This window comes from Halorubrum halodurans (assembly GCF_002252985.1).
Classification (GTDB): Archaea; Halobacteriota; Halobacteria; order Halobacteriales; family Haloferacaceae; genus Halorubrum; species Halorubrum halodurans.
This window is the reverse complement of record NZ_NHPJ01000066.1, coordinates 1-12167: the sequence shown is the minus strand read 5'-3', so window position 1 is coordinate 12167 and position 12167 is coordinate 1. Positions and strand designations below refer to the sequence as shown.

Sequence of the window (12167 nt, the reverse complement as noted above, 5' to 3'; positions counted from 1 at the left end):
CGGCTTCGACGACCTCGACGGCATGGACGAGTGGGACGACGACTTCGGCGACGCCGGGGGCGGAGGCGGCGGCTCCGACACCGACGAGCTGGAGAAGCGGCTCGACGACCTCGAGGCCGAGGTCGCGACCCTCTCCTCGACGGTGTCAACGGTGCGGTCGGAGAACGAGGAGATCTCCGCCGCGGTCGACGACATCGAGGAGGACGTTCGGAACCTCCTCGACATCTACGAGATGGTCACCCGCGGGATCAACCCGTTCGTCGACGAGTCGAGCGGGTTCTCCGGCGGCGCCGGGGAGAACTCCTTCGGCCTCTTCGACGACGACGGCGACGACGAGCTGCTCGACGACGACCTCGGCGGCGACGACCTCGACGACTTCGATGAGCTCGAGGGGGCGGACGACGAGGGCGGATCGAACGGCGAACCGGACGACGGCGAACCCGCCGACGCCGCGTCCGAGACCGAACCGGCGGCGGACGACGACGACATGAACGACGACGGAAAGAGCTTCAGCGAACTCAAAGAGGAGTACGACGCCGGGGAGGCCGACTGGGCCGACGACGCCGGCGACGAGACGGCGTCCGATGGGGACGCCTTCGAGGACGGGACGGACCCGTTCGACGACGACCTCGACGACGGCATCGGGACCGAGGCCTTCGACGACGCCCCCGGCGACGTCGAGGCCGACGACGTCGGGGCCGACGTCGCCGAGGGACACGGGGACGGTTCCCCCGAAACGAACGCCGGGACGGAGTCGGACCCACACGGGGCGGCCGACCCGGACCCCGCCGCGGGATCCCACGGACCGGCGCCCGGCGGCGACCCCGCCGAGGCGACCGGGGACGGGTTCGAGTACGTCGGCCGCGACGACCTCTCTCGCGGCCGTGGCAAGCCGTACCTCACCGAGCTCCCCGGCGACTACGTCGGCGACCTGCTCGTGATGGAGTGGTTGGAGTTCCTCGTCTCCGAGAGCGACGTCACCGACGCGGTGCGGGCGGTGAACTACTACGAGCGCATCGAGTGGGTCGGCTCCGACGCCGCCGCGCGGCTCCGCGACTTCCTCTCCGGCTTCGGCACGATCGACCGCAACCTCGTCGACCGGCCGGGTACCGACCGGCTGGTCCGTGAACACCACACGCGGAGTCTGCGGTACATCACCCAGCTCAACGGGACGGGCGGCCACCTCGTCCTCCTCGACCGATGGGACGACCTCGCCGGCGGGTCGATGGTCGACGGCGGACCGCCGGCCGCGTCCCGTGGCCGGAGCCGACGCGGAGCGCCGTCCAACGGAAGCGAGACCGCTCGAGAGCGGTCGAACGGGACCGATACGCGGGACGGAACCGGTCGTCGCTCGCGGACCGGCGACGGTCGCGGCCGGAACGGCGGTTCTCCCCGACCGATGAACGACCCGGATCCGCATCCCGACCGAGCCGACCCGGCGGACGGAGGGTGGGGAGATGGGCGTTAGCGTCTCGGCGTCGACGGCCATCATCGTCGCGGGGATGTTCTTCGCCTTTACCGCCTTCTACCCCGTCGCGGCCAACGGCTTCGACCGTGTCACCGAGGGCGAACGCGACGTCCACGAGCGCGCGCTCGAACGACAGAACACGGCCTTCTCCGTCGACTCCGCGACGTTCAACGCGAGCGGGAACGACCGGCTCGTGGTGAACGCGACCAACGAGGGCTCGGTCGGGCTCGTCGCCGGCGACGCCACGCTGGTCGTCGACAACGAGTACGTCGACGTCGCCGAGGCGACCACGACCGTCGACGGCGACGGCGAGACGGACCTCTGGCTCGGCGGGGAGACGCTCTCGATCGAGGTCGACGCCGCGTCGCTCGAGACGACGGTCACGGGCGACTCCCGCGTCGTGCTCGTCGTCGAGTCCGGCGTCAGGTCCGCCACGGGGGTGAGCGCGTAGATGGCGTCCGTTCCGGTCTCCCACCTCATCCTGTTCGTCGCCAGCCTCGTGATCGCCGCCGGCGTCGTCGGCACGGTCACCACCGGCGTCGACCGGGTGAGCGCGGCCGTCGAGGACGGCAGCCTCGACGCGACCCAGCAGCTCCGCACCGACGTGACCGTGATCTCGGACCCCAACGGCGGGGTGTACGACGGCGCCGAGAACAACGTCACGCTCCTCGTGAAGAACACCGGCACCCAGCGGCTCGCCCCGGACGGCTCCGGCGTCGACGTCGTCTTCGACGGCCAGTACGTGCGGCCGGACGCGACGACCGGCCGGGTCGTCTCCGTCGACGGCGCGACCGCCTGGAGCCGCGGCGACGTGCTCCGGCTCACGATCGACCTCGACGTGGTCGGCGTCGATCCCTCCACGACGACCGGGAGCAGCGACCACCGGGTGTACCTCACGGTCAACGGGGACGAGGAGCTGTTCCAGTTCCGGGTGGAGGCGTAGATGCCCCGCGCCGACAACCTGCTGTCGCTGGGGCTCGGCGAGCGCGACCGGCTGAACAAGGAGCTCGGCGGCGGGATCCCTCGCGGCAGCATCGTGCTCGTCGAGGGCGACTACGGCGCGGGCAAGAGCGCCATGTCCCAGCGGTTCTCCTACGGGCTCGTCCGGGAGGGGGCGTCGGTGACGCTGATGTCGACGGAGCTCACCGTCCGCGGGTTCATCGACCAGATGCACTCGCTCGAGTACGACATGGTGAAGCCGCTGTTGAACGAGGAGCTGCTCTTTTTACACGCCGACTTCGACTCCGGCGGGGCCTTCTCGGACGACGACGGCGAGCGCAAGGAACTGCTCAAGCGGCTGATGAACGCGGAGGCGATGTGGCGCTCGGACGTGATCTTCCTCGACACGTTCGACGCGATCTTCCGGAACGACCCCACCTTCGAGGCGCTCGTCCGGAAGAACGAGGAGCGACAGGCCGCCCTGGAGATCATCTCCTTCTTCCGGGAGATAATCTCGCAGGGAAAGATCGTCGTCCTCACCGTCGACCCGTCCGCCGTCGACGACGACGCGATCGGCCCGTTCCGGTCGATCGCCGACGTCTTCCTCCAGCTCGAGATGATCGAGGTCGGCAACGACATCCGCCGGCAGATCAACGTGAAACGCTTCGCGGGCATGGGCGAACAGGTCGGCGACACCATCGGCTTCTCCGTCCGCTCCGGGACGGGGATCGTCATCGAGAGCCGCAGTGTCGCCTGAGGGGACCGCCGCGGGGACACCCCCGACGGGGAGCGACGAGACGAGACACGAACGATGACCGAACACGGCACAGCGAAACCGTCCGACGAGCTCCGGAAGGCCGCCATGCGCCGGCCGCACCTCCGGGAGCACCTCAAGGAGTTCAAACAGATCACCGGGGAGTTCCCGCTCTACATCGAGGAGCCGAAGGCCGAGTACGAGTCGAACCGCCCCAACGTGCTCTACCACGTGGGCGGGCCGATCTTCTGTCACGTGTACGGCGACCTCGGCCAGGAGACGAAGTACTACGCCATCGAGCCGGAGATGTCCGGGCCGCAGGCGACCGTCCTCGAGCAGGTGAAGAACAAGCTGCTCGCCGCCAGCGGCGGTCACACCGCCCCGGCCTCCGAGGCCGAGTACGACGACCTCATCGAGGAGCTGCTGGAGGACGTCACCTACGTCCAGAACGGCGGGACCGGCTGGCGATCGACCGCGTCGAAGGTTCTCAACGTCGGCAAGCTGTCGGTCACCGAGGAGACCTACGAGAGCATCCGGTACCGGCTCAACCGCGACATCGTGGGGCTCGGTCCCCTGGAGCCGGTGATGCGCGACCCGGCCAACGAGGACATCCACGTGATCGGCCCCCACGAGTGTCACGTCGATCACGGCACGTTCGGCATGCTCGAGACCACCGTCGACTTCGGGACGCCCCAGGAGTTCGACAACTGGCTGCGCAACATGGGCGAGCGGATCGGCGACCCGCTCTCCGACTCCGACCCCATCGTCGACTCGACGCTGCCGGACGGGTCGCGTATCAACATCATCTACTCCGACGACGTCTCGCTCAAGGGCTCCTCGCTCACGATCCGGCAGGGCGAGGACGTTCCGCTGTCGATCAACCAGATCACCAACTGGGGGACGCTCTCGCCGCAGCTCGCCGCGTACCTCTGGCTCTGTCTGGAGAACGAACAGACCGTCTTCGTCGTCGGGGAGACCGCGTCCGGGAAGACGACGACGCTGAACGCCATCCTCTCGTACATCCCGCAGGACTCGAAGATATACACCGCGGAGGACACCGCGGAGGTCGTTCCCCCGCACAACACGTGGCAGCAGCTGCTGACCCGCGAGGGCGGCGGCGAGGGGTCCTCCGACGTCGACATGTTCGATCTGGTCGCCGCCGCGCTGCGGTCGCGCCCCGACTACATCATCGTGGGGGAGGTGCGCGGGGCGGAGGGGCGCATGGCGTTCCAGGCGGCCCAGACGGGCCACCCGGTGATGTTGACGTTCCACGCCTCGGACATCGTCTCGATGATCCAGCGGTTCACCTCCGAGCCGATCAACGTCCCGGAGACGTTCATGGACAACGCCGACGTGGCGCTGTTCCAGAACCGGGTGAAACAGGGCGACGACGTGCTCCGTCGGGTGACGAGCGTCCAGGAGATCGAGGGGTACTCGAAGGAGATGGAGGGGGTCGTCACCCGCGAGGTGTTCAGCTGGGACCCCGTCGAGGACGAGATCGTCTTCCAGGGAATGAACAACTCCTACGTGTTGGAAGAGCAGATCGCGACGCTCCTGGGGTATGCGGACACCCGCGACATCTACGACGACCTCGACTTCCGCGCGGAGCTGATAGAGCGGATGATCCAGGAGGGGATCCTGGGCTACCACGAGGTGAACGAGGCGATCGACGCCTTCCAGCGCGACGGCGTCGAGGGGCTCCCCTTCGAGATGCACCGGAACGTCAGGTGAGTTCACGCGTATGAACCAGGTGAGTCGATGAACGTGAAGGCGGCGGGGGACGGGCTCGCGACCGCGATGCGGCTCACGGAGGAGGTCCTCGACTCCTACGAGAAGCTCGACATCTCCAAGCGGCAGTACGTCGGGTACGTGCTCGTCCCGGCGGTCGTCGTCTTCGCCGCCACCGTGGTCGGGGCGTTCGTCCTCCCGCTTCCCGTCGCCGCGCGGGTGCCGATCCCGATGTTCGGCGCGCTCACGCTCGTGTCGGCCGTCGTCTACCCCAAGATCTACCTCAGCGGCGTGGAGAACCGGATCGACAACCAGCTCCACCTCGTGATGACGCACATGACCGTGCTGTCGACGACGAACATCGACCGCATGGAGGTGTTCCGGACGCTGGCGCGCGAGGAGGAGTACGGGGCCGCGGCCGAGGAGATCGGCCGCGTCGTCCACCTCGTCGACACCTGGAACCAGAGCCTCGACGACGCGTGTCGCCGGCGCGCCAAGGAGGTCCCCTCCGACGCGATGGGCGACTTCTTCGACCGGCTCGGCTACACCCTCGGGGCCGGCCAGTCGCTCGAGGACTTCCTCGTCTCCGAACAGGACGTCATGCTCGCGAAGTACGAGACGCTCTACGAGTCGTCGCTGTCGAACCTGGAGGTGATGAAGGACCTGTACATGTCGATGATCCTCTCGATGACGTTCGCGTTGGTGTTCGCCATCGTGCTCCCGATCCTGACCGGCAACGACCCGACGGCGACGGTCGCGGCCGTGATCGTCCTCTTCGTCTTCGTCCAGCTCGGCTTCTACGCGATGATCCGGGCCACCTCGCCGTACGACCCGATCTGGTACCATCCCGAGGAGCGCTCGCCCGGCGACCTGAAGCTGTGGGCGTCGCTCGGGATCGGCGCCGGGCTCTCGTTTCTGCTCATCGGGTTCACCGCCGCCGGCATGTTCGGGTACGGGCCGGGGCTGCCCGGCCTCCTCTTCTTCCTCGACGACGTCAGGCTCCCGCTGTACATCGCGGTCCCGATCACCCCGCTGTTCCTGACGGGCGTGATCCTCAGGACCGAAGAGCAGGGCATCACCGCCCGCGACGGGGAGTTCCCCTCGTTCGTCCGGGCGCTGGGTGCGACCGAGAGCGCGAAGCAGTCGACGACCTCCGACGTGTTGACCACGCTTCGCGACAAGGACTTCGGCGCGCTCTCGCCGTCGATCACCAGGCTGTATCGCCGGCTCAACATGCGGATAAGCACCGAGGGGGCCTGGCGCGCCTTCTCGCGAGACACGCGGTCGTACCTCATCCAGAAGTTCTCCGAGATGTACCTCGTCGGCCGGCGGATGGGCGGGGACCCGAAGCTGCTCGGGGAGCTGATCTCGACGAACATGAACACGGTCAACCAGCTCCGCGAACAGCGCCGGCAGTCCGCGGTGACGTTCATCGGACTCCTGTACGGGATCACGGCGGCGGCGACGTTCGCCTTCTTCATCGGCCTCGAGATCGTCGCCATCCTCGCGGACCTGACGGCCGACTTCGGGATCGACCAGATGGACATCGGCCAGATCGTCTACCCCGGCGCGTACGACATCCCGCTCATCGAGTACCTGCTCCTCACGGTCGTGCTGTTCAACGCCGCCCTCTCCTCGCAGATGATCCGCAAGATCGACGGCGGCAACCCCGCGAACGGCTACATCCACTTCGTACTGTTGACGTGGCTCGGCGCGGCGACCGCGATCGCGACCCGGACGCTCGTGAACGCAATCCTCTCGATCTGACGCGTCGGCTCGAGGTCGCGCTCCCCGGCCTACGCGTCGAACAGCGTCGGCTCCGCCACGTCCGCCTCCGCCGCCTCCCGCCACGAGTGATCCGGCTCCCAGCCGAACAGCGCCTCGGCCTTCGCGACCGAATACGCGCTCCGGTCGTCGCCCTCGGCGACCGCGCACTCGTCCGGAACCCCGCCGTACGCCTCCCGCAGGAGGTCGAGCAGGGGCCGGCCGAGCGCGTTGTCGGCGGCGACGCAGTTGACCGCCTCGTGGCGTCCCGGCTCCACGGCGGGGTCGTCGCCGAGGAGGTCGTCGACCGCGACGGCGACGAGGTCGGCGACGTCGCGGGCGTCGACGTACGACCAGAAGTTGCCCGCGCCGGCCGCGAGGTCCTCGACGTACCCCGCCTCCCGACAGGCGTACGCGCCGGGGTACTGGATCCACGACGGGCGGATCGAGACCGCCGAGATCCCGTCCCGCCGGGCGATCGCGGCCGCCGTCTCCTCCGCGGCCACCTTCGAGAGCCCGTAGGGGTCCTCGGGCCGCAGCGGGTGCGCCTCGGTCACCGGGAGTTCGTCCGGCAGCGACGTGGGGTCGGCGAAGAAGAAGCCGTACGCGCCGTCGCTCGACGCCTGGACGACCGGGGCGTCGGCGCGTCCCGCCGCGGTCAGGACGTTGTGGGCGGCGAGCGCGTTCGTCCCGAAGACGCGCCCTTCGGGGTGCGTGCCGGCGACGGGGATCGCCGCCCAGTGGACGACCGCGTCGGGGTCGACCGCGCTCACGGCGTCGAGCGCCTCGCCGCGCTCGGCGAGGTCGGCCGCGCGGAACGAGACGCTCGGGGCCGGGTCGACGCCGAGCCCCGGATGCTCGCGGTCGACGACGACGACCGCGTGCTCGTCCGCGAGCCGGTCGACCACCCACCGCCCCGACGCCCCGCGCCCGCCCGTGACCAGGACCGTTGCCATGGCCGAGGCTCGGCCGAGGCCGACTAAAGGACGGCGGTGTCGCCGTCGGGCTCCGGAGACGCCCCCGCGTCGCCGTCCGGATCGCCCGCCTCCGGTAGGCTTTACCGCGCCGAGCGGTTATCCTGGGGCATGGAATGGGACACCGACTGGGGACTGCGTGGACGCATGGCGTTCACCATGTTCCTGCTCTTCGCCCTCTACGTCGTGTTCGTCGGCGTGCTGACCGTCTACTTCGGCGACTTCCTGTTCCCGATGGTCATGCTCGCCGGGTTCGGGATCGCCCAGTTCTTCTTCAGCGACACGCTCGCGCTGAAGAGCATGGGCGCTCGCGAGGTGAGCGCCGAGGAGTACCCGGAGCTTCACCGCCGGATCGAGCGCCTCTCCCAGCAGGCCGACCTCCCGAAGCCGACGGTCGCGGTCGCCGACACGCAGGTTCCGAACGCGTTCGCGACCGGCCGGAACAAGAAGAACGCGACCGTCGCCGTGACGACCGGGCTGCTCCGCACGCTCGACGACGACGAGCTGGACGGCGTGCTCGCCCACGAGCTGGCCCACGTCAAGAACCGCGACGTGATGGTGATGACCATCGCGTCGTTCCTCTCGACCATCGCCTTCTTCATCGTGCGGTGGGGATGGCTCTTCGGCGGCGACAACCGGCAGGGCGGCGCGCCCGTGATCGTCGCCATCGCGGTGTCGATCGTCGTCTGGATCGTCTCGTTCCTGCTCATCCGCGCGCTCTCGCGCTACCGCGAGTACACCGCCGACCGCGGCGCGGCGGTCATCACCGGCAAGCCCGGCGCGCTGGCGTCCGCGCTCGTGAGCATCGACGGCCGGATGGATCGGGTTCCGGACCAGGACCTGCGCGACGGCAGCGCCGAGATGAACGCCTTCTTCATCATCCCGATCAGCGCCGGCTTCCTCAGCCGGATCGCCTCCACGCACCCGCCGACCGAGAAGCGGATCGACCGGCTCCGCGAGCTCGAACGCGAGATGGAGACGGCCTGAACGCGTCGTAGTACGGTCGTTTCGACGGGAATCGGGCCGGTGAGGTCGAGGTCGTTGCCGGCGCGGTAACCGTCTCCAAAGCCCCAGTCGCTCGGTCATCCATCGTTGCCGGCGCGGTGACTACCTCCAAAGCCCCAGCCGCGAGAACTCGCGCGGCTTGCTGTGCTCCTCACTCGGTCGCTCCCTCGTTGCGGTGCTTGCTGCGCCGTGCTTCGTCCTCGCGACTGCCCCTTTGAGTCCCACCCGACCGCAACCGCACCGCACCTCACGCCTCCCCAGCCTCGCGGTTCGCGCTCTCCGAGCGTTCACCGCGTCCCTCGCGTTCCGGTCGCGGGCCTGCGGCCCGCTCCCGGGCGCGCCACCGTGATCGCTCGTTGCTTCGGCTGTACCGATCGATTCACCGCGGCTCCGGACGGCGTCCGAAACGGCCCCCCTGCGACCCCGGTACCTTCTCACACCGCCCGCCTTACCGCGTCTCGCCGCGCAGCCAGACGTACTCGTGTGGCCCCAACTCGACCGTGACGCCGCCGTCCGCGACCCGGTAGTCGCCCTCGCCGACGACGCGCTCGGCCGCGTCGGGGTCGACGTCGAACCCGAAGACGGCGTCGCGCGGCTCCGCGGCGAAGTTGTGCGCGCACAGCAGGACCGTCCCCTCGCGGTCGAAGCGGTGAGCCCACACCTCCTTCGGCTCCGCGTCGACGATCGCGAGGTCGCCGCGGGCGATCTCGGGGCAGCGGTCGCGGGCGCGAGAGAGCTCGCGGACCCGCGAGAGCAGCGAGTCGGGGTCGTCGCGCTGGGCGGCGACGTTCACCCGGTCGTACGCGTACTCGCCCTCGTCGACGACGGGGTTGTAACAGTCGTCCGGGTCGGCCGTGGAGAAGCCGCCGTTCGCCGAGTCGTCCCACTGCATCGGCGTGCGGACCGCCTCGCGCTCGGGCAGCGAGAGGTCCGCGCCCATGCCGATCTCGTCGCCCGACTGGAGCGCGACCGATCCCGGCAGCGCGAACAGCAGGGCGTGTGCCAGCGCGATCCGGTCGCGGTCGCCGTCGTACAGGTCCGCGAGCCGGAGCCTGTGGCCCCGCTCGAAGATCCACGAGTCGCCCGCGTCGTCGCCGAAGTACTCGCGGGCGTGTTCGAACGCCTCCTCGGGCAGCTTCAGCAGGTTCCACTCGTCGTGGTTCCGCAGGAAGTTCACCCACGTGCCGACCCCCTCGATCTCGGGCAGGATCTCGTGGGCCCGGTAGAGCGGCCACGCGTCGCGCACGCCGATCGCGTACGTGAGGTGCGCGTTCATCACGAAGTTGAACTGGAGGTGGAACGCCTCGCCGTCGCCGAAGTAGTAGTCGAGGTGTTCCGGCTCGTCGTCGGCCTCCGCCAGCAGGACGGCGTCGGACTGCTCGGCCTCGACGACCTCGCGCATGCGCTTGAAGAGGTCGATGGGCTCGTCGAGGTCGGTCTCCTCGAGCGTCGTCGCGTTATGGCCCTTCGGCATGAGCATCGGGTGGGCGGCGTCGATCCGGAACCCGTCCGCGCCCTGCTCGAGCCAGAAGCGGAGCACGTCGTACAGCTCCTCGCGGACCGCGGGGTTCGCCACGTTGAGGTCGGGCTGGTGGGAGTAGAACTGGTGGAAGTAGTGTTTCCCGGCGACCTCGTCGTACGACCAGACGCCGTCCTCGTACTCCGGGAAGATGTTGCCGCGGTGGTGGGCGTCCTCGAGGTGGCTGGTCCACAGGTAGTAGTCGTGGTACTCGGAGTCGGGGTCCGCGCGGGCCCGCCGGAACCACTCGTGGTCGGCCGAGGTGTGGTTGAAGACGAGGTCGGTGATCACGCGGATCCCGCGGTCGTGGGCGCGCTCGGCGAACTCGCGGAAGTCCGCGAGCGTCCCGAGCCGCTCGTCGACGCCGTAGTAGTCGGCCACGTCGTACCCGTTGTCCCGCAGCGGGCTCGGGTAGAACGGCCGGATCCAGACGGCGTCGACCCCGAGGTCCTCGAGGTGTCCCAGGCGGTCGATCGCCCCTCGGAAGTCCCCCCACCCGTCGCCGTCGCCGTCGTCGAACGTCTTCACGTCGAACGAGTAGACGGTCGCGTCCTCGTACCAGTCGGGATCGCTCATGCGGGCGGCTAGGGCGCCCGCGGGTGTGATTCCTTTCGATCGCCGGGCCCGCGGCCGCTCGATCCCCTTCCCGGCCGACCGCCGTCTGACGAGGTTTTTAATCGATGAGCCCCCAGTACCGGTCGTGAGCGTCGTCGTCGCGGTCAAACCCTCCGCCCGCAAGCGCAACGCGAAGGTCGGCCGGATCGTCTTCGAGGACGGTCCCCGGCACGCCTTCGAGAGCCGCGAGGCCGCGGAGCGGTGGGCGGACGACCTCTCGGCGGGCGACGGCCACGTCTGGGTCGCCGCCGCCCATCCCCGAGACGACGGGGCGGCCGACCTCTATCTCCTCTCGCGGGCGACGAACGCCAAGCTCGAGGCGGCCTACGACAAGCGCCGGCGGCGCCTCCGCGGCGACGCGGACCCCGAGCAGGCGTCGCTCGGGAGCTCGCTCTGAATCCGGGAAGCCGGGTCCGACCCGCGCCGGCCCGGACCGCTACGCCCCCTCGACGATCGCCTCGCGGTACGCCTCGACCGCCTCGAGCACCGCCCCGCGGTCGGCGTCGTCCACGTCGAACTCGCGAAGCGCGTCGTCGAGGTGTCCCGCGACCGCGTCGAACTCCGCGTCGGTGATCGCGAGCCCCTCGTGGGCGACGGCCATCTCGTCGCCCTCGTACCGCATCGGGCCGCCGGTGACCGCGGAGAGGAACTTCGTCTGGTGTGACCGCTGGTCGGCCATGTCGACGTCCTCGAAGTGGTGAGACACTCGCTCGTCCGCGAGCACGCGGTCGTAGAACTCGCTGACGACCGCGCCGACGGCCGGTTCGCCGCCGAGCCGGTCGTACAGCGTCCCGTCGGCCATACGGTCCGGTCACGGTCCCGCCGTATCGTTCTTTCGCCGGCGCGGGGTGGACCCGACCGTCGGTCCCGTTCCGTCTCGGTCGGGGCTCCTCATGCGGGGCTGTCGGGGCGGGAACGGCAGGAAAGCGCCGAGGCGGAGATTTGAACTCCGGTGTCCGAATGGACAGTAGATTTCGAATCTACCGCCTTGGCCAGGCTAGGCTACCTCGGCTCGTCTCCCGGTTCGGCGCTTCCGATGTTATGGGTTTCGATCGCGAGCGGGTCGTCCTCCCGTCCTCGAACCCGCCGCCCGCGACAACCCTTTTGCCGTCTCCGCCGTTCACGCTCGTATGGACGTCCCCGACGCGGCCGACGCCTGCTCGCGGGTGATAGACGAGATCGGAGCCGCGGTCGTCGCCGACCGCGAGTTCCTCGAGCGCGTCACGCTCGGGATCATCGCCCGCGGCCACGTCCTCCTGGAGGACGTGCCCGGCACCGGAAAGACCCTCTCGGCGCGGTCGTTCGCCACCGCGCTCGGCTTGGAGTTCTCGCGGATCCAGTTCACGCCGGATCTGCTCCCCGCCGACGTGACCGGCACGAACGTCTTCGACGAGCGGGACG

At 69.4% G+C, this 12167-nt stretch carries 12 protein-coding genes and 1 tRNA gene; 9 read left to right on the top strand and 4 right to left on the bottom strand.

Translation table 11 applies throughout. The features are described 5' to 3' along the window. The 6 genes from DJ70_RS06415 to flaJ all read left to right on the top strand — a co-directional run. Positions 1 to 1468: FlaD/FlaE family flagellar protein (locus tag DJ70_RS06415; protein WP_094531210.1), on the top strand; the 1468-nt coding region annotated here is incomplete at its 5' end. Beyond that, positions 1458 to 1919 (top strand): flagellin, encoded by a 462-nt coding sequence (locus tag DJ70_RS06410; RefSeq protein ID WP_094531208.1) that lies wholly within the window; start codon positions 1458 to 1460, stop codon positions 1917 to 1919. The genes DJ70_RS06415 and DJ70_RS06410, both read left to right, overlap by 11 nt. Further along, a complete protein-coding gene (locus tag DJ70_RS06405) occupies positions 1920 to 2411 on the top strand; it encodes a flagellar protein G (RefSeq protein ID WP_094531206.1) in 492 nt (163 codons plus the stop codon). Then, entirely contained in the window at positions 2412 to 3164 is a 753-nt protein-coding gene (locus tag DJ70_RS06400) for an ATPase domain-containing protein (protein WP_094531204.1), read from the top strand. It abuts the gene before it with no gap. 54 nt (positions 3165 to 3218) lie between these two features. Next, positions 3219 to 4892: a type II/IV secretion system ATPase subunit gene (locus DJ70_RS06395; RefSeq protein WP_094531202.1), complete on the top strand. Its 1674-nt coding sequence runs from the start codon at positions 3219 to 3221 to the stop codon at positions 4890 to 4892. A 27-nt stretch (positions 4893 to 4919) separates the two neighbouring features. After that, positions 4920 to 6656, top strand: coding sequence for an archaellar assembly protein FlaJ (flaJ, locus tag DJ70_RS06390; RefSeq protein WP_094531201.1), 1737 nt, complete (start codon positions 4920 to 4922; stop codon positions 6654 to 6656). A gap of 29 nt (positions 6657 to 6685) precedes the next feature. Here flaJ and DJ70_RS06385 read toward each other — a convergent pair whose 3' ends face one another. Further along, positions 6686 to 7609, bottom strand: coding sequence for an NAD-dependent epimerase/dehydratase family protein (locus DJ70_RS06385; RefSeq protein ID WP_094531199.1), 924 nt, complete (start codon positions 7607 to 7609; stop codon positions 6686 to 6688). 129 nt (positions 7610 to 7738) lie between these two features. Here DJ70_RS06385 and htpX point away from each other — a divergent pair, with 129 nt between their 5' ends. Continuing rightward, positions 7739 to 8614 (top strand): zinc metalloprotease HtpX, encoded by an 876-nt coding sequence (gene htpX, locus DJ70_RS06380; protein WP_094531197.1) that lies wholly within the window; start codon positions 7739 to 7741, stop codon positions 8612 to 8614. A gap of 466 nt (positions 8615 to 9080) precedes the next feature. Here the strand turns inward: htpX and DJ70_RS06375 are convergent, their stop codons facing one another. Then, complete coding sequence (locus DJ70_RS06375; protein WP_094531195.1) at positions 9081 to 10727, bottom strand: alpha-amylase family protein; 1647 nt, start codon at positions 10725 to 10727, stop codon at positions 9081 to 9083. 124 nt (positions 10728 to 10851) lie between these two features. On the opposite strand from DJ70_RS06375, the gene DJ70_RS06370 reads away from it, so the two are divergent. Then, a complete protein-coding gene (locus tag DJ70_RS06370; RefSeq protein ID WP_094531193.1) occupies positions 10852 to 11163 on the top strand; it encodes a hypothetical protein in 312 nt (103 codons plus the stop codon). A 39-nt stretch (positions 11164 to 11202) separates the two neighbouring features. On the opposite strand, the gene DJ70_RS06365 is transcribed toward DJ70_RS06370, so the two are convergent. Continuing rightward, positions 11203 to 11568: a group I truncated hemoglobin gene (locus tag DJ70_RS06365; RefSeq protein ID WP_094531191.1), complete on the bottom strand. Its 366-nt coding sequence runs from the start codon at positions 11566 to 11568 to the stop codon at positions 11203 to 11205. A 125-nt stretch (positions 11569 to 11693) separates the two neighbouring features. Next, a tRNA-Ser gene (locus DJ70_RS06360) sits at positions 11694 to 11778 on the bottom strand. A 118-nt stretch (positions 11779 to 11896) separates the two neighbouring features. On the opposite strand from DJ70_RS06360, the gene DJ70_RS06355 reads away from it, so the two are divergent. Beyond that, on the top strand, positions 11897 to 12167 hold a 271-nt coding region (locus DJ70_RS06355; protein WP_179233991.1), incomplete at its 3' end, for an AAA family ATPase.